Origin of the sequence: Bacillus sp. BPN334 (assembly GCF_008368885.1) — a bacterium.
GTDB lineage: Bacteria > Bacillota > Bacilli > Bacillales > Bacillaceae_G > Bacillus_A > Bacillus_A wiedmannii.
Genome location: NZ_QOZW01000014.1, coordinates 14,054 through 32,473 on the forward strand (window position 1 = coordinate 14,054; position 18,420 = coordinate 32,473).

The following is an 18,420-nucleotide window of genomic DNA, read 5'->3' on the forward strand; positions in this document are numbered from 1 at the left end:
CATCAGGAAATACATCCCCTCATCGATTACAGTTTCACTTTACTATCATACTAAATTTTCAGCATATTCTCATTAAAAATAAAAAATCCCTTTCATTCTTTTTACAAATGAAAGGGATTTTATGTCATATCACTCATTTTGCTGTTCCTACTCCATTTAAAACATACTTTGCAATAACTGCATATACAGCGACTGTACCTGCTACTAATGCATATACCATACTCATGCACCAACCTTTTTTGATAATGATTATCACTTTTAAATACATTTTATCATTAAAGAGAATCATTATCAATACTTTTCATAAAGAAAGCCCCTTATAGAAAGGAGCTTTACTGCCTGTTTTGAAGAAGGTTAAAACTTGTTGTGCACTCTTATTATATCTCATAATACATATCTTAACAGTTTTAAAAATTGGAAATTACCTATATACCCTCCTCTTTACATTTTGTATAATAAAAGGGAATTACTTAACAAGGAGGAAAATAATGACACAAAATATTTCACAAGGCGAGAGGATACATTCCATTGATATTATTAGAGGGATAGCTGTACTAGGTATTTTTCTTGTTAACTGGCCTATTATCGCTGGGATTGACTCACGTGATCTTTCAGGAGTTTATGAGGGGCTAGATAGCTATATCCGTCTATTTTACGATATGTTTATTCAAACAAAATTTTATACAATCTTTTCGTTTTTATTCGGCCTAGGCTTTTACATTTTTATGACTCGTGCTGAAGCGAAAACAGATCGCCCAAAAACTTTATTTGTTCGTCGCTTACTTATTTTATTATTATTTGGTTTCTTACATTACGTTCTTTTATGGGACGGGGACATTTTACATAGTTATGCAATCGCTGGATTTTTCTTATTTTTATTTTACAAGAGAGAACCTCGTACCATTTTAATATGGGCAATCGTTTTATTAAGTATTTTTCAATTTCTTATGCTAATTGCTAGTATTGGTATTGCCTTCATGCCAAAGGATGAACTTGGATTATCCTTACCAATCATGCCACTTGAAGACTGGGTATCACAAATACAAAATCGTTTCCATGCATTTTATGCTAATGGAATAGGGCTAAATATTTCAATGCTCCCAGAAACACTCGGATTATTTTTACTCGGTTTATACGCTGGTAAAAAAGACATTTTCCGTCGTACGAAAGAGTTAGATCCGAAACTTAAAAAATGGCAAATCATTATGTTCGTTTTAACATTACCGTTTTGGTTCTTTATGGTTCGTTATTTCTTATCAACCTCTTCATATGAACCACTTTATATGCAAGGACTTGCAATGTTTAGCGGAAAAACATTATTCATCTTCTACATTTTCACGCTTATGCGTTTATTACAGAAAGAAAAATGGCAAACATTATTACGACCATTCCAATATGTTGGTCGAATGGCGTTAACAAATTACATCTCGCATACAATTGTTACGTTACTTGTATTCGGACTATTGTTCAAAAATGATTATCTTGCTCCATTATGGGTAGGTCCTCTATTTTGCATTAGTTTCTATACGTTACAAATCTTTATTAGCCGCTGGTGGCTGTCACGTTATCAATACGGTCCACTTGAGTACATTTGGCGTCTTGGTACTTACGGGAAAATGATGCCACTTAAAAAGAAAAGCAAGGTCTCGTAACGAGACCTTGCTTTTTTTACACTTCTCTTACCGCACTTTGCATCGGTTGTTCTAGTTGCAACATTTGAAGTAGCACTAAATAAACCGTTTTAATTGATGTAAGGGGGCACAATGTAACTGGAGAAATATTAAAAGGGACTAGAGAAAAAATAACATGAGAGAACGTCACTTTATATTATATTCCTATAAGAAATCACAAAGTGCGATCCAATCATTTGTTTTACTATTTTTAGCAAAATAAAGTCCACCGCCATGAATAATCTTTAAATGGGCTTTGGGATCGTCTGTTATTTGAAAAATAAATTCATAATCCGCGGGCCATTGGATACCTGATTGGGCAAAGCAAGCATAGCCTCCTAATTTGTGTATGTAATGATTTTCTTCAAAAATGTCCTCGTAGTAGTCAATCTCAATTGTGTTTTCAAGTTCAATAATTCTATCTTGCACGTTGTTAGGGAAATCTTCCGTATCCCATTGTGGAAACTCATCAGCTACTAATCTTGGTATTAAGGGAAAAGGTTTTAGATTTGGAAACGTAAGTGACATTTCATTCGGTACTAGTTCCTCTAAAGAATCATATTCTCTAACACAAAAATTTCCTGATAAATTGGACAAATCTTTAGCAAAGTTTGGAGAAAGAAATACTGCAATGACTTTCATATCTTTTACTGCTTCTGGAATAAAAGGTATTTGTGTTAAATTAAGCATCATAATCGCATACATTTTGTCTTGATAACGGTCGATTGGGCAAGTTTCATTTGGTAATGAATAGGGAATCTTTCCAATCCAACTTTCATTTATAGATAAATCAGGTCTTTTTCCGCCTGTTTGAAAGATAGTTGCTCTTTTCCTTAAGATATTCTTTATTTGATCTATTTCCAAAATATTTCTCCTCCTAAATATATATTTTGGTTTCTCCTTATTTTAACGGATAATTATATTCTAACAATAATGTACATTTTTTGTTATAACGCCCCTTTTGAAAGCTGTTGTTAAGCAGCAATTTCAAGGGTCTTTTTCTAGTTTTACTGTCGATTTAAAACAAATTTGTACTGTTTATGAAAAACATACCTTTTTGAATAAAGTTGCACCGTTTTGCATCATCAGGTAAAACTCCTATAGTAATGAAGCTTTAGAATTAAAAGTAGATCTGGAAATTGAGACATTATAAACTTATTAAACTAGCTCAGTAATAAAAACGATGGGTTCAATTCGACTGGTGTTTTAAACATCACTACAAATTAAAAACCTATCTCAAATGAGATAGGCTTAATTACATACAATTCGTATTGTGTCTACTTACTTTTTATGCTTCCCTTACTGCACTTTGCATAGACACTGGCTCTTCTTTTACTTTCACTTTACGCTGCGGCACCATATTAAATACGATATTTAAAAGTACTGCTGACGCACTTCCAAGTACAATTCCGTTATCTGTTAAAATACGAATGTTTTCAGGAAGTTGTGAGAATAATGTAGGAACAACTGTAACCCCAAGCCCAATTCCTACAGAACATGCAACGATTAATAAGTTTTCTTGTTTACCAAAATCAACGCTACTTAACATTTTAATACCATATGCCATTACCATACCGAACATCGCTAACATTGCACCGCCAAGTACTGATTTCGGGATAATAGTTGTAATAGCTGCGATTTTAGGAATGAATCCAAGAACAATTAACATACCACCACAAGTATAAATAATAACGCGATTTCTTACTCCAGTTAATTGAACAAGTCCTACGTTTTGAGAGTATGTTGTATATGGGAACGCGTTGAAAATACCACCTAACACCATCGCTAATCCTTCTGCGCGATAGCCTTTTGTTAATTCTTTTTCACCGATCTTTTTATTGCAAATATCAGATAATGCGAAATATACACCTGTTGCTTCTACAATCCCTACGCAAGCAACTAAAATCATCGTAATAATTGGCGTTAATTCAAATGTTGGTGTACCGAAGTAAAATGGCTGAATACCGTGGAACCAATCCGCTTCTCCAACCGCTTGCAAACTTACTTTCCCCATAAATGCTGCAACGATTGTACCGAACAATAGACCTAGTAAAATAGAGATTGAACGAATAAATCCGTCAAAGAAACGATACATAATGATGATAAATAATAATACACCAAATGCTAACGCTAAATTTTCAAGACTACCGAAATCTTTACTTCCTACTCCTCCAGCCATATCATTAATTGCTGCTGGAACAAGTGTAACTCCAATTACGGTAACGACAGATCCTGTTACAACAGGTGGAAACAGTTTTACGAGCTTTCCAAATAATTTCGCAAAAATAACAACGAATAACCCGGCAGCAATAATCGCTCCATAAATAGAAGACACGCCGTATTGTTTCCCGATTGCAATCATCGGCCCAACCGCTGTAAATGTGCAACCAAGTACAACGGGAAGTCCAATACCGAAAAAGCGATTTGATAATGCTTGTAAAATCGTCGCAACGCCGCACATTAATAAATCAATCGAGACTAAATATGTTAACTCTTTTTGATTTAAACCAAGTCCGCCGCCCACAATAAGCGGAACGATAATTGCGCCAGCATACATCGCCAGCATATGCTGCATACCAAGCGATGCGATTTTAAATGGATGTTGCTTCATCGTTTATTTCACCTCCGCAGTTTCTTGCTGTACAAATGTAACTGTGCCGTTATCAAGTGATGCAATTTCTGCTAGTGACTCAACACGAACTCCTTGTTCACGAAGCTTCTTTCCTCCATCTTGAAATGCTTTTTCGATAACAATACCAATTCCTGCAATACTTGCTCCTGCTTGCTCTACTAAACTCATTAAACCTAAAGCAGCCTGACCATTTGCTAAAAAGTCATCGATAATTAAAACACGATCATTTTCATCGATATGATTTCGAGATAATGAAATTTCATTCGTTTCTTGTTTCGTAAATGAATATACGTTTGCAACGTACATATTATCTTGTAACGTTAACGATTTACGTTTTCTTGCAAAGATTACTTTTACACCAAGCTCTAATGCTGCCATAACTGCTGGTGCAATGCCTGAAGATTCAATCGTCACGATTTTTGTAATGTTCTCTTCTTTAAAACGTTTAGCAAATTCTTTTCCGATCTCTTGCATAAGTACTGGGTCAATTTGATGATTTAAAAATGCATCTACCTTTAATACGTCACCAGTTAAAACCTTTCCTTCGTTCAAAATCTTTTCTTGTAATACTTTCATGTTTGTTCCCCCTCTTATGCAATAAAAAACTCCAAAAGCCGCCACCACTCGTTACAAGTGAGAGACGCGCTTTTGGAGTTTCGCAAAAAAGAATGCTAAACAAGCAAATATATTCGTCCTCACTCATAGTCAAAGTATTTACGGTACTTCGGTAGAAACTTGCAGGCCATATCCCCGCGATTATATGAGTGTAGCTAACTATTTATTTTATAGATGGATTATAACGCACTTTTTATACTTTGAAAAGCATTTCTTAATAAAACACGTACAAATTTTATAAAAACATCATTTTCGTTCGAGTTTTGTAAACTCTTACATATTATTTCAAAGTGTCGTTAAAATGATTGGCCCATCTTTTGTAATCGCAATTGTATGCTCATATTGCGCTGATAATTTCCCGTCCATCGTTCTTGCAGCCCATCCATTTAAATCTACTTTCGAATATCGCATACCTACATTGACAATAGGCTCAATTGTAATTACCATTCCTTCTTGTAGTTCAGGCCCTTGTCCTTGTTTCCCAAAATGAAAAATTGCTGGTTCTTCATGAATCTCTTTACCTATTCCATGTCCCGTAAAGTCTCTTGCGACAGAAAAACCTTCATTTGCTACATAACTTTCAATCGCATAGCCAATATCTCCTACATGATTACCGATTATCGCCTGATCAATTCCTTTATACAATGCATTCTCAGCTACTACCAATAACATTTCTGCTTCTTCAGAAACATTTCCAACTCTATACGTCCAAGCAGAATCTGAAAGACCACCATTTAAGTTTACTACCATATCAATTGTTACAATATCACCCTCAGTTAAAGGAACATCCGCCGGAAACCCATGACACATTTCATCATTTACAGATGCGCATATCGCATATGGATACCCGTTGTAACCTTTCTGTTCAGATGTTGCACCATGCTTTTCTAAATATGCTTCAACAAACGTATCAATTTCTTTTGTCGTAATACCTGGTTTCATCATTTTGGCAATTTCCCTATGACATGAAGCAAGTAATTTCCCAGATTCATGCATCAAATCTATTTCATTTTTCGTTTTAATTGTAATCATTCTACCTCTCCTCGCTAAACCTGCTATTTGCTACTAAAGTTCAATCATACACATCCTCTTCCAAAACTTCCAATTATAAAAGCAAACATCATTTCTTCTATTTTCCGAATATAAATTTTTATTTAATTCGTTTTTTAAAATATTACATCTAGTATTTTTTATTGATGTTTATTTATAAACAAAGTATATTGTTACTATACTATTAAAAGGAGGATTGTTAAAGATGATGCATGCAGGAAGACTACGTCAGCAACCTTTGAACACTAAGTAATTTAATATGTTCAAAGGCTCTGTTTTCATAAAGCAGAGTAAACGGGATTAGTCTGCACATTTTTAATAATCTTCATCGGAAGAGTACACTTTCCACATGAAGAAAGGCAGATATACATCTGTCTTTTTTTCGTATATTTTTTCATACAAAGAGAGACGTTTATTCATTATACCCTCGTTTACTCTTAACCACAGACAGAAGCCCGTCTGTGGTTTTTTTATGATTACATTTTCTTATATCTCGCTACTTTAAGCATATTGATGTAGTTAGAGACAAAAAGTAACAGAAAACGCATGAAAACATTGAAATTAGAATAAACATTTGGAGGAAATAAAAATGAATACACTTAAAGTGAAACAATTAGCAAATACGAAAGGCCTAAATATATTAGAAGATTCAATAGAAATCAATGAATCTGGCGTTGACTTTCAAGTAGCACACGTTAAAGAACAAAACGGGGATAAATGGATACTAAGAATTCCTCGTAGACCAGAATCTATGAGACATGCTCTACGTGAAAAAGAAGCATTAGAAATCATGAAAAAACATGCAGAATTCCAAATTCCTGATTGGTCTATATTTTCTGAGGAACTAATTGCTTATAAACAACTAAGCGGCGTTCCTGCCGCTACTATTGATATAGAACAACAAGGTTATATATGGACCTTTAACGAAAAGAATGTACCAACTGAATACCATACTTCATTAGGAAAAGTTCTAGCGAATTTACACTCATTACCTCAACAAAAATTTAATAATACAGGTGTTGAAATTCTTACTGCTAATGAATTAAGAACTTCTATGAAACAAAGGATGAATCGAGTGAAGGAACAATACCATATTAATCAAGACTTATGGGATCGTTGGCAAGCATGGCTAGCTGAAGATTCTTTTTGGCCATCTCACGTAGGAGTAAAGCACGGGGATATCCATCCAGGTCATATCCTGATTAATAATAAAAATAAAGTAACTGGCTTAATCGATTGGACAGAAGTAGGAATAGGTGATGTATCTATAGATTTCACATCGCATTATCTACTCTTTGGGAAGGATGGACTAACAAAGTTAATTCACTCTTATGACAACGCTGGCGGTAAAACTTGGTCAAAAATGGATGAACATATTATCGAACTTCTAACAACGAGTAGTATTACTGTTGCTGAATACGCTCAAGTTTCAGGTTTGAAAGACATGCATGAAATAGCTGTGCACATGCTAGCAACTGAAAGATAATGAAATTGCAAAAAAACAGAAGAACCCTCTTCTGTTTTTTTGTTATTTTTTACATATATAATTCATTTTCAAAAACTCAAAACAACTACCATTTGTTTTCTGTATAAACGTTCCAACAACTTCAAATCCTGCTCTTTTATACACTTTAATCGCTCTCTCATTACATGTCGCTACTGATAGTGTTATATACTTGCAACCATATTTTTCTTTACTAAAAGCTAGTCCAGCGTTTACGAACTGTAAACCAAATCCATTTCCAGTTATATCAGGTCTCATTCCAAGACCTATATCAAACGTTCCATCATTTATTTTACAAACAGTAAAAAAACCAATGAGAGTGCCGTTTTCCTTCACAGAAAATGTATGATCTCCTCTACTCTCATCATGTAAAAACTCAGCTAAATCTTCTTCATCTGCACCTATATCGTAAAAGGAATACCTCCCTTCATAATGCCAGTTATATGCAATTTCTTCTGCTTCTTCTTGCGTCATTACTGTATATGTATAAGCCATTCTTCTATCCCCCTTGAAAAAAAGAGCTGCAATTAAGCAGCTCTTTTTTATAACTCATAGATTTCTTTATACTTCGCTTCTAAATAATCTGCTAAGTAGTTTGCATTTAATCCTTCACCTGTCACATCTTCTAAAATTTCAAGTGGCTTTTTCGTTTTACCGTATTGGTGAATATTTTCTGTTAGCCATTCACGAATTGGTGTTACGTTTCCTTCTTCTAATAATGCATCAAAGTTCGGAATGTCTTTTAACATTCTTTGCTTAAATTGCGCTGCATACATATAACCAAGCGCATAAGATGGGAAGTATCCAAATGAACCACCAGCCCAGTGAACATCTTGCAATACACCTTGTGCATTGTTTTCCGGACGAATTCCTAAATATGCTTCCATCTTATCATTCCAAGCCTCCGGCAAATCCTTCACTTGTAATGTGCCATCAAATAATTCTTTCTCAAGTTCATAACGAACCATGACGTGAAGCGGATATGTAAGCTCATCTGCTTCTATACGAATGAACGATGGCTTCGATTCGTTAATCGCATCATAAAACTCATCTACTGATATATCATTGAATTGACCATCGCTATACTCTTTTAATAAATCATAATTTTTCTTCCAGAATGATTTATTACGACCGATAAAGTTCTCAAAGAATAATGATTGCGACTCATGAATACCCATAGAAGTTCCACTACATAGCGGTGTACCTTCGAATTTCTCTGCAATATTTTGTTCATATACAGCATGGCCACATTCATGAATTGTTCCAAACACTGCCATACGGAAATCTTTTTCATCATAGCGTGTTGTAATACGAACGTCCCCTCTATTTAATGTAATCTCAAATGGATGTACCGTTTCATCAAGACGACCTGCTTCAAAGTCATAATTCAATTGCTTTAATAACTCTAATGTAAAGTTCTTTTGTTTTTCTTTTGAAAAATATTCTGATAAAGCACTTGTCTTTAATCTCTTTTGTGACTCCGATATTTCTTTTACGAGCGGAACGATACGCTCACGAAGTTGACCAAATACGTGATCTAACACTTCTACTGTAATACCTGGCTCATACATATCTAATAATGTATTATATTTATATGTTTCGTAACCCCAATATGTAATGAATTTCTTTTTAAATTCAACTATTTGTTCTAAATAAGGACGGAACATTTCGAAATCAGATTTTTCCCGAGCTTCTTCCCACACACTTTCCGCTTTCGCTTCTAATTTCACATACGCCTCGTATTCCGCTTGTGGAATTTTCTTATTTCTATCATATTCTTTACGACACTCTTCAACCATTTTCTTCGTCGTTTCAGAAAGTTTATCTTCACTTATTAAAGCTTCAAGCTCTGTTAAATAATTTCCCATCTCATCTGAAGTCGACATGACAAACACTTCTGATGAAAGCATACCAATTACTTCTGAACGCTGGTCTACACCTTTTTTAGGCGCACCTGTTCTTAAGTCCCAAAACATTAAGCTTAATGCTTCCTCATAATTCTGTATCTTCTTCACATATGTTAAAAATTGTTTTTCTACTTCATATGTAGCTACTGTCATCGTATAAAACCTCCCTTTTCTACCTCAAACTTAATTCGACATGGAACTCTAAATCCCTTTTATAATAGAAAAAAAGCTTGGCAAGTGCCAAGCTTTCTCCTTATAATTCTTTACCTTCTACTGGTAGTACGTTTTTCACCGCTTCTATCACTTTCTCATCTTCTGTATCAGATAAGAAGATTGATATAGCACCTTTATCGTCGCTCGTACGAATTAAACGTCCAATCCCTTGACGAAGACGTAAAATCATATACGGTACATCTACATCCCAGAATGGATCATTTACATGTTTACGCTTCGCTTCAAACACAGGATCGTTTGGAGGGAATGGTAATGACCAAATAATAACATGCGATAATGATGAACCAGGAATATCTAAACCTTCCCATAAATGAACAGCACAAAGTACAGTCTCTTCTTCATTTTGGAAACGAGAAACGAGCTGACTAATTTCTTGATCCCCTTCATATAGGAACGGAACGGACATTTGTTCTTTACTTACATATTCTTTAAACGCTGCAAGTTCTTGTGTTGTACGGAATAATACAAGTGTACGTCCATTTGTTTTCTGTATATTTTCAAGTGTATATTGACACTTTCTTTCCCATTCATTTTCTTTCGTATGCGATAGTAAGTTTACTGCCATTTGCTCCTCATAATCAAACGGTGAGGCAACTGAGAATGATAAGTAATCTTTTACCCCTAGGCTATTTGCTGTAAATGCGAATGAATCGTTGTTAGATAATGTAGCAGAAGAGAAAATATACGGGATTTTCTTCGAGAATACTTTCTCTTGTAATACTTCTTCAACTGCACGTGGCATAATCACTAACGTGAAGGCTCCATCACCTTCTTCACCCCATGTAATTACATTTTTCTCGTGCATGAACAGACGAAGTGAATGTTCTAATACATCTAAATGTTCATCAACGATATTTAAATCATACGTGTTTACTGTATGCATTTCACTTTCAAATACTAATGCATCACCGACTTCACCAATTTTCGCATAAAGTCTATTCGCTTCAGCTGTTACTTTTTCTGTCACAGTAATTTCTAAACGATCAGAACCGGCGATTTCCTTTTTATTTTCTTGTAACACATCAAAGAATCGCTCTGTTTGCCAAATTGTTTCTTCTACTAAATGCGCAAACTCTTCACGAATATCGTTTTGCAACAATCTTGTTAAAAGTTGCTCCATCATCGTTTGCTTTAAACGATATGTTAAAGCTTTTTGAGCTGCATATTCTACAAGATGTCCTTCATCGAATACAACGCAGCTACTTTCAGGTAATAACGGAATTTGCCCTTCACGCTTACGAGCATCGTACGTCCAAATATGATCCATGTAGAAATCTTGAGAACAAATAATTAAATCTGCCGCTTTACGATAATGTTCACGAGAAAGAGTTTGACCACAACGATGACGAGAATCACAAGTGAAGCAATCTTGGAAGTAATCCCAATTTACTTTTGACCATTCCTCATCATTTAAAAGTGGAAATTCTTTTCTGTCACCGTAGTGGGTAAAGTTTTGCATCGTACCATGATCGAATACAAACTGTGGTAATTCGTAGTATACATCTTCAATTACTTCTGGAGCTCGTCCACTCATAACATCTTCAAGTTTACGTAAACATAAATAATTATCCATTGATTTCGCAAGTCTAACATCAACAGATAGTCCTAATGCTTCAGATAACTTAGCAATGTCCCCTTCTTCTTTCACAAGCTGCTCAATTAACGTTTCATCAGCACAAGCGATAATAGCTGGTTTTCCAGTATAACGCGCATAGCAAATTGCATATAGAAGATATACAATTGTTTTCCCTGTTCCTACACCCGCTTCTGCGAACATTACTTTCTTTTCTTGGAAAGCACGCTCTAATTGAAACGCCATAAAAATTTGTTCATCACGCTCTTCAAAGCCTTTTTCCGGAAGGATATCGTAAAACACATCTCCAATCCATTCATTCAACTTATCATAAAAATTATCTTGTTTCCCTACTTCAAATGGTAATCTCTTCTCAGTAAACATCCTTAGCCTCCAACCAAAAAGTTTTTCTATAAAAAGATATAGCAACTGCTACTCATATGTGTGCAGCCACTTTCCCCTGTTGCCATACATAGAAATACACGAAAAAAAATTTTCCTTTCGAAAAAGGAAAATTTTTTTCTATATTAATGACTTTAAATATCGTTTATCAATCGCTGTTTCGTGTGAAAGAGCTGACAAATATTCTTCTTGTGCTTTTTGTATTTCATCTACAATCGCACCTTGGCTATCCACTTCTTTCCCGATCTCATCATACGTACGATGAATAGCTTTTTGAATCATTGATAATTGGAAACTATCCATATCACGTCCTCCTTTACGCATTACATAATAGCCAGTATATGCGCGCTGGAGGAGTTTTATACTATGAATTACGCGGTGGACGTTTTCCGAAGTATTGGTAGTAATCTGTACGGATAAATCCATTAAATAGTTTACGTTTCTTCGATGCATCTTTTCCATAACACTTTTCAAATGCTTCGTAGCTTGTTAATACATACGCTGACCATGTGTCTAATGGGCGGAATACTTGTCCCATTTCTTTGTACAATTGTTCAACGAGTGCTTTTTCACTTAAACGTTCTCCGTATGGAGGATTCGTTACAACATATCCATAATCCTCTTTTGTCGTGAAATCTTTTACTTGCATTTGTTTAAATGTAATTAAATCACCTAAACCTACTTCTTCAGCGTTGTCTTGAGCAACTCGGATCATACGATGATCGATATCTGATCCAATGATTTGTAGTGGTTGATTATAATTCGCTAAATCTTCAGCTTCTTGACGAGCTTCACGCCAGTTTTGTTTACCAACCCAGCCCCACGCATCTGATGCGAAGCCACGGTTAAATCCTGGTGCAATATTTTGTCCAATTAATGCTGCTTCAATCGGAATTGTACCTGATCCACAGAAAGGATCCACGAAAGGACGATCCGGCTTCCAGTTTGTTAACTTAATTAAAGACGCAGCCAATGTTTCTTTTAATGGAGCTTCCCCTTGATCCATACGGTATCCACGTTTATGAAGTCCAACACCACTTGCATCAATTGTTAATGTTGCAATATCCTTGAGCATTGCGATCTCAATACGGAATAACGGACCATCTTCTTCAAACCAAGTTGTACGTTTATATGTTGTTTTTAATTTTTCAACGACAGCTTTTTTAACGATACGTTGGCAATCTGAAACACTGAACAACTCAGATTTTAACGATTTACCAATTACAGGGAACTCTCCGTTCTCTGGAATATAATCTCCCCAGTTTAATGCTTTCGTTTTTTCAAACAGCTCATCAAATGTTGTCGCTTTGAATTCGCCAACTTTAATTTTCACACGGTCCGCAGTACGTAACCATAAGTTCGTGCGACAAATCGCCTTTTCATCTGCTTCAAATGTTACTTTGCTGTTTTCCACTTGGCATTCATAACCAAGATCACGAACTTCTCGGGCAACTAACGATTCAATACCCATTGCCGCTGTTGCAATTAAAGTAACTTTTCCCATTTGCATTCACCTCTTATGTATAGTTAAACAATAATTAATAGCAATTTGTCCTATTAATCATTACATTTTACGAAGAATTTTCTCATTAACCATTTTAACTCATAATTTATAACTTCATACAAATAAAAAGCCCTCCTCTAACAAAGGAGAGCTGAGTTATTTCATAGTTGGTTCATAACGTTCTGTAAGCCATGTTCTGTTCCTTTGTACTGCAAACGGCCCACGCCTCGTACTCCGGTGGCAATCATCTATCTACAGGTTATACAACCTGTCCTTTCCCATCGTTCATTTCCTTGGAAAAGATTCCCCTACCATTATTTGGGTTTCTCGCTCGTGGGGTTTACCTCGTTCCACTCCTATCATTTCTTCAAGGACTTCGTCACTGTGGCACTTTAAAGGTAGTCAAACCATATCCGAAAGGACTTAGGTTTTTTCCCTGCCGTTAAACCAGCCTTACAGCCAGAATACCCTAGCTTATGAATTGGCTAGGCACGAACACTACAGCCATCTCAGGCCGTGCGAGCATGGACTTTCCTCTACAACGTTGGCGTTGCAGCGATTACCCAAACGTTATGACATCCATTAGTATAGTGGAAACAAAAAGATTTTGCAATGTTTTTTTCTATGTAAAATGCTTTAACCTTTTTACCACTAAAAATTATTCGTATAACTTACTTCCAAATACAGCTTTTTCTAAATTAGATAGACGTTTTAAAATGTCCGTATTCGTGTTGTTATATACAGGTTGTGCAACTGGTGTTTGTACAACTGGTTGTTGTGGCACTTGCGTTGCTACTAATTTTTGTTCCTCTAATTCACGCTTTAAACGAGCATTTTGTTGCTTTAATTGATCAAACTCCTTGTGGAAAGCTTCATAGTCTTTAATGATCATGTCAAGAAACTTGTCTACTTCTTCTTGTTGATAGCCTCTCATGCCTGTTTTAAATTCTTTTTCTAAAATATCTTTCGCCGTTAATTTAATTTTATCCGAAATCATTTTCTTCACCTCAAATTTTTGCCAAAACTTTCATTACCTAAATTTTTTCAGAAACAACGCCTTTTGTCAATCATATATACGAGTACTATATTACATATTACTCAGCATTATTCCACTGTTCCTCTTCTATTATATCTTGTAAATCAGAAAAAAGAATGAAATAACTGTGATAATTTTCTATTTCTCCTTTTTTCTTTGCTGCTTCTACAATATATTTGGGACTCCCTGGTTTTTCTTCATCATATACAGCTAAAAGTGCATCACTTTTTTCAATAAAAAATTGATTTTTTAATTTAAATTGTTCCGGGCTTTCGTACTTCCGTTTCGTAATACTATCAATATGGTCTGCTTGAGAGAGAATACATTCGTAATATTCACGGTTATCTTCCTTCCAGCTTTCTTCTTGTTCTAAAAACGGAGTAAATACCGCTAATTTTAGATTTGGATATTCTACTTGAATTTCAAAAACAACTTCAGCAGCCCATAATTCGACTCCTAACTGCCCACTTATTATCACCCATTCCAAACCTTCTTCTACAAAAGTAGTTAATTTTCGGTGCAATGCTTTTTTTATACATTCCACCCCTGGATGATCATTTTTAAATATACCAAGTTCAAATGGCTTATATCCCGTTACAGCAATAACTTTCATATCAACACTCCAATTACAAAAAAAGAACTAGCATTTCGCTAGTTCTAACATATCATTTACTTTTTAAATATTCCACCAACGTTTGGTCCAATATTCGGACCTACTGGTGATACATTGTTTGGTAAAAATGGTGATACATTTGGTCCGAATGGTGATACGTTTGGTCCAAACGGAGATACATTTGGTCCTGGACCAAATGGTGATACGTGATGTCCGTGATGTCCATGATGTCCATGACCACATGGTCCACATCCACCGCCGAATCCTGGATCGATTGGGTCTACAACATTTACATTCGAGTTTGTTTGTGGGAAGAAGTTTTGGTTTTTAATTTGTTGATGATGAACATGTGTTGTATGCGTTGGGAAAATGTGTGGCACCACCGTTGTTGAAAAAGAATGTGTTACACACTGTTTCGTCGGATGAATGACAGGAGCAGTTGTACAGATAGGTCCTACAGGCTTATGCCCTCCAAAACAAGGATGACAATGATGCATAGTTTTTTCTCTCCTCTCTCGTTAAAAAAATCTGACTACACTTTACAATATGAGAAAAGAGGGAAAGCCGTTTGTTATATATACCCATTTATTACAAGGAAATTTGTCTAGCCTTCTGCTTTATACGTAATGCTTTTTATAGACAATCCCCCAAGATTACTTACCAAAAAAACCTCCAACTTGCTTTACAATACCCGTCACTTGGTTCATCGCATTCATCATTTGTCCAGCTGTATTCATCATTTTATTTACATCATAGTTACCATCTGAGTTTTTAAATTGGGAAACAAAACTAGAAAATTGACTCGGTTGTTGTTTTTGTTTATTCTGCGTCGGGTACGGTTGTTTTGGTGGATAAAACATCGCTTGTTGATTTCCATAGGGAGATGGTGGTGGCATATAGTATTGTGAATTCATATAAGATTGCTGTTGTTGATCCATATAGGGCTGCTGCTGCGGTTGCGGTTGATTCATATAAGGTTGCTGTTGCTGATCCATATAGGGCTGCTGCTGTTGTTGCGGTTGATTCATAAACGACACTTCAAATGGCTGGTAATAATTTTGATTTCCATAATGAGGCTCGAAAGGATACATATTATACCGTAAATATGTATCCGTATTATATTGGTACATATTTTGCTGTGTATATGGATTAGATTGCTGATATACGTTTGGTTGTTGAAACATGCATTCTCTCCTCCTTCACATAAGTTTCTACATATATAATATGTACCAGTAAAATAATATGTGTGACGGAGTATCTGTCTATTTTTGTCGGAAGTTTAAATTTTTAAAAAATTAAAAAAGAAAACCCTTCCATGCTATGATAATAAAGAAGAAGATTCTCATGGGGGAGGAATCAACATGGTATTAGGGGATTTAAAACAAGCGTTTTCTCAAAAAAAGGGGTATTACACAGAGAATGTAAATGAATTGTTAGACTTTGCGAGACATTGGTATCTCGAAGGAAAAATATGCATTTCAGATTACCGAACATTAATAAAAGAATTAGAAATAAACGGTGCAACAAAACCTACAACAATGACAGAAGCATAAAAAACAAGAGGGTTTCCCCTCTTGTTACTTACATTGCTCAATTATATTTTGCAAAGTATACGAAATGGCTTGATGTGTTTCAAAGAATCGCTTACCTTTACCTTTATTTACAAAACATTGCAACACATTTGTCTGTAAATTATCGTACACTTGATCAATTTGCTGTACATGTATATACTTCGGTTTTTCTTCCTTAATCCATTTATAAGCTAATTCTTTCCACACTTTTAATTCCTCATCTACCATATCTACAAATGGTTTCATATCCTTATAAAAATCGTACTCAATCATTTCTCTTTTTTTCACATTCGCTTCATTATTATACTGCATGAGTTTTTCTGAAGATTGTATTAATGCTTCATACTTCATTTTATTCCCACCTTATTATGCACTCACTACGACGTTTTGAAATGCCTTCACCCAATTCCCTTTTTCTTCGTGATGCACTAATTTATTTTCCATATGCTCAATATGCATTTCTGTTATTTCTATTTTATTGCATATTTTTTCACTCGTATCCTTCAATGCATGATTCATTCTAATCCCTATATTCATTTCCAGCAAATCGAGAGAACTTAACATTTGATCCATTGTTTTCATTACATCTTCCTTCTGAACCATCGCCATATACAAAACGCCCCCTTCTTTGCTTTTCCTTTGTCATGTAATTTCGCCGAATGACTCTTCACTCCTGCTCACATGACAAAACTAGTTGTTATTCGTCAAAGAAATCATTTTGTATGTCATTTATAGAAATGGTAACAATACAAAAAGGAGGTGTATGAAAATGGCAAAGAACAAAAACGAAAAAAAGAAAAAACAAAACAAACAAAATAAACCCGAGACTGGCAACCCTAAGTTAGATGGTCCAAATTTCCCTGCTACATAAAGTGAAACTTTAGCACTTTTACAAAAAGCTAATTTCTAAAGCATCCTTAATCTCTTAATTAAATTTTTAGCATACAGGGCAGGATTACTTCACATTAAGAAGTCCCGTCTTCATTTATGAAGACGGGACTTCTTTTTTATTATATCACGAACTCATCCATCCTTTTAACAAAACGATTTACGATAGAAGCAACATATATTTGCTCCCTCTTTCTTTTATACCATTCTGTTATATCAACTTCCCCCTTATACTCTTCCAGTAGAAACAACTCATTTATTTCCGTATCTCTACAAAACCAATCTCTCATACTTATTTCCTTATGTGCAACGACAGGATAAACCTCTCTAAGGGCTGGCGTACAAGATTTTCTAGCTTCTCTTACATAATATTCATAATCTGCTCTTGATCCTGTGTGTATAGTTTGCAATGCAAACCTATGGAATGAACTTTTATAATTCGGATGAAACAGTAACTCCGCTAGTTTCTGCCCTAGTTCTATACGCTTTTGTAACGTTTCAAATTGATAAACTGAAAAACCATACATCCTCCCTTCCACAGTCGGAAAAATAACAGCACTAATATGAAGCATTTCTTGCAATTTAAAAAGTGCAGTATGGAATACATGTTTTTTAAAATATGTATTCTCAATAACTGGTTTTTGAATTTTATTTTGCTCATTTATAATAAGCGCTGTCATGAGCCTATTTATATCTTTTTTTTCCCAAAAATAAATCCATTCTTTTTCCATAAAAATTGATACGTTAAAATATTGTAACAAATAGAATAGTGGTACCTGCCTCCTCTTACTTTCTTCGTATAACAATAGCTGAGGAAATGCATCTAAAAAAATAATCCAATTCGCTTCTTCATAAGTCAGAAACAAATGTTTTTTTACTGTTTGAGGTAAAACAGTAGCATAATATATCCCTTTTAAATCAGTCATATTCCATCCCGCATTTCTCGAGACCATACTTGCTAAAAAGGCCCACCTAATTTCACTGTTCCTTACATAATATTCTTGATAAGAGTGTGTTCGAGAAATGTTGTCCATATTAGCCATTTCTATTTTCCCCTTAATGTTATAAACGATTGTTTTTTCTTCGTCTGTACAAACCATATTTTTACGATATTGTTTAATTTTTGCATAATCATTCCATGTAAACATAAATAAGTCATCATACCTTTCTTCAAAAAGGTCACATCTTTTTTCATTTTTTGTTATAATCACCTTTGTAAGT

General features: G+C 34.9%; 20 protein-coding genes, 1 other RNA gene and 1 riboswitch. Of the genes, 4 read left to right on the plus strand and 17 right to left on the minus strand.

The genetic code is table 11. From position 1 onward, the window contains the following. Positions 1-488: 488 nt before the first annotated feature. Positions 489-1,652 carry a DUF418 domain-containing protein gene (locus tag DN393_RS22480; RefSeq protein WP_098707577.1) on the plus strand — a complete coding sequence of 388 codons (1,164 nt, stop codon included), beginning with the start codon at positions 489-491 and terminating at the stop codon, positions 1,650-1,652. Between the two features lie 183 nt (positions 1,653-1,835). On the opposite strand, the gene DN393_RS22485 is transcribed toward DN393_RS22480, so the two are convergent. The 4 genes from DN393_RS22485 to DN393_RS22505 form a co-directional block, all read right to left on the minus strand. Continuing rightward, complete coding sequence (locus DN393_RS22485; RefSeq protein ID WP_149173965.1) at positions 1,836-2,534, minus strand: YwqG family protein; 699 nt, start codon at positions 2,532-2,534, stop codon at positions 1,836-1,838. Between the two features lie 424 nt (positions 2,535-2,958). Continuing rightward, positions 2,959-4,281 (minus strand): xanthine permease PbuX, encoded by a 1,323-nt coding sequence (pbuX, locus tag DN393_RS22490; RefSeq protein WP_000809222.1) that lies wholly within the window; start codon positions 4,279-4,281, stop codon positions 2,959-2,961. A 3-nt stretch (positions 4,282-4,284) separates the two neighbouring features. Beyond that, positions 4,285-4,878, minus strand: coding sequence for a xanthine phosphoribosyltransferase (locus tag DN393_RS22495; protein ID WP_098653847.1), 594 nt, complete (start codon positions 4,876-4,878; stop codon positions 4,285-4,287). A gap of 106 nt (positions 4,879-4,984) precedes the next feature. Continuing rightward, a riboswitch (purine riboswitch) is annotated at positions 4,985-5,086 on the minus strand. Positions 5,087-5,202: 116 nt separating this feature from the next. Then, on the minus strand, positions 5,203-5,949 hold the full coding sequence (locus DN393_RS22505; RefSeq protein WP_000628435.1) for a type I methionyl aminopeptidase: 747 nt from the start codon (positions 5,947-5,949) through the stop codon (positions 5,203-5,205). A gap of 607 nt (positions 5,950-6,556) precedes the next feature. Here DN393_RS22505 and mphL point away from each other — a divergent pair. Further along, the gene (gene mphL / locus DN393_RS22510; RefSeq protein WP_088048411.1) at positions 6,557-7,453 is read left to right on the plus strand and encodes a macrolide 2'-phosphotransferase MphL; all 897 of its coding nucleotides are present in this window, start codon (positions 6,557-6,559) and stop codon (positions 7,451-7,453) included. 42 nt (positions 7,454-7,495) lie between these two features. Here the strand turns inward: mphL and DN393_RS22515 are convergent, their stop codons facing one another. From DN393_RS22515 to DN393_RS22560, 10 genes are all read right to left on the minus strand, one after another. Next, complete coding sequence (locus DN393_RS22515; RefSeq protein ID WP_064476598.1) at positions 7,496-7,966, minus strand: GNAT family N-acetyltransferase; 471 nt, start codon at positions 7,964-7,966, stop codon at positions 7,496-7,498. 47 nt (positions 7,967-8,013) lie between these two features. Beyond that, entirely contained in the window at positions 8,014-9,531 is a 1,518-nt protein-coding gene (gene ypwA / locus DN393_RS22520) for a carboxypeptidase (protein ID WP_064476599.1), read from the minus strand. Between the two features lie 100 nt (positions 9,532-9,631). Continuing rightward, a complete protein-coding gene (locus DN393_RS22525; RefSeq protein WP_000493718.1) occupies positions 9,632-11,569 on the minus strand; it encodes an ATP-dependent DNA helicase in 1,938 nt (645 codons plus the stop codon). Between the two features lie 138 nt (positions 11,570-11,707). Beyond that, positions 11,708-11,890: a DUF3921 domain-containing protein gene (locus DN393_RS22530; protein ID WP_000376887.1), complete on the minus strand. Its 183-nt coding sequence runs from the start codon at positions 11,888-11,890 to the stop codon at positions 11,708-11,710. Between the two features lie 61 nt (positions 11,891-11,951). Then, on the minus strand, positions 11,952-13,091 hold the full coding sequence (locus tag DN393_RS22535) for a THUMP domain-containing class I SAM-dependent RNA methyltransferase (protein ID WP_064476600.1): 1,140 nt from the start codon (positions 13,089-13,091) through the stop codon (positions 11,952-11,954). A 180-nt stretch (positions 13,092-13,271) separates the two neighbouring features. Next, an RNA gene (gene rnpB, locus DN393_RS22540) (RNase P RNA component class B) lies at positions 13,272-13,662 on the minus strand. An 87-nt stretch (positions 13,663-13,749) separates the two neighbouring features. Continuing rightward, positions 13,750-14,088 (minus strand): cell division regulator GpsB, encoded by a 339-nt coding sequence (gene gpsB / locus DN393_RS22545; protein ID WP_000622425.1) that lies wholly within the window; start codon positions 14,086-14,088, stop codon positions 13,750-13,752. Between the two features lie 97 nt (positions 14,089-14,185). After that, positions 14,186-14,740, minus strand: a complete 555-nt coding sequence (locus tag DN393_RS22550; RefSeq protein ID WP_048543489.1) for an SLOG family protein — start codon at positions 14,738-14,740, stop codon at positions 14,186-14,188. 56 nt (positions 14,741-14,796) lie between these two features. After that, positions 14,797-15,237 (minus strand): CotD family spore coat protein, encoded by a 441-nt coding sequence (locus tag DN393_RS22555; RefSeq protein ID WP_000546280.1) that lies wholly within the window; start codon positions 15,235-15,237, stop codon positions 14,797-14,799. A gap of 156 nt (positions 15,238-15,393) precedes the next feature. Further along, positions 15,394-15,924, minus strand: a complete 531-nt coding sequence (locus tag DN393_RS22560) for a YppG family protein (protein WP_149173966.1) — start codon at positions 15,922-15,924, stop codon at positions 15,394-15,396. A 177-nt stretch (positions 15,925-16,101) separates the two neighbouring features. Here DN393_RS22560 and DN393_RS22565 point away from each other — a divergent pair, with 177 nt between their 5' ends. Beyond that, positions 16,102-16,293: a YppF family protein gene (locus tag DN393_RS22565; protein WP_000242661.1), complete on the plus strand. Its 192-nt coding sequence runs from the start codon at positions 16,102-16,104 to the stop codon at positions 16,291-16,293. A gap of 24 nt (positions 16,294-16,317) precedes the next feature. On the opposite strand, the gene DN393_RS22570 is transcribed toward DN393_RS22565, so the two are convergent. Beyond that, positions 16,318-16,662 carry a YppE family protein gene (locus DN393_RS22570; RefSeq protein ID WP_000872967.1) on the minus strand — a complete coding sequence of 115 codons (345 nt, stop codon included), beginning with the start codon at positions 16,660-16,662 and terminating at the stop codon, positions 16,318-16,320. A gap of 15 nt (positions 16,663-16,677) precedes the next feature. Further along, the gene (locus tag DN393_RS22575; RefSeq protein ID WP_001252042.1) at positions 16,678-16,920 is read right to left on the minus strand and encodes a hypothetical protein; all 243 of its coding nucleotides are present in this window, start codon (positions 16,918-16,920) and stop codon (positions 16,678-16,680) included. A gap of 85 nt (positions 16,921-17,005) precedes the next feature. On the opposite strand from DN393_RS22575, the gene DN393_RS31680 reads away from it, so the two are divergent. Continuing rightward, positions 17,006-17,182, plus strand: a complete 177-nt coding sequence (locus DN393_RS31680; RefSeq protein WP_001982922.1) for a hypothetical protein — start codon at positions 17,006-17,008, stop codon at positions 17,180-17,182. 139 nt (positions 17,183-17,321) lie between these two features. On the opposite strand, the gene DN393_RS22580 is transcribed toward DN393_RS31680, so the two are convergent. Then, complete coding sequence (locus tag DN393_RS22580) at positions 17,322-18,347, minus strand: DUF2515 domain-containing protein (protein WP_064476689.1); 1,026 nt, start codon at positions 18,345-18,347, stop codon at positions 17,322-17,324. Between the last annotated feature and the right edge of the window lie 73 nt (positions 18,348-18,420).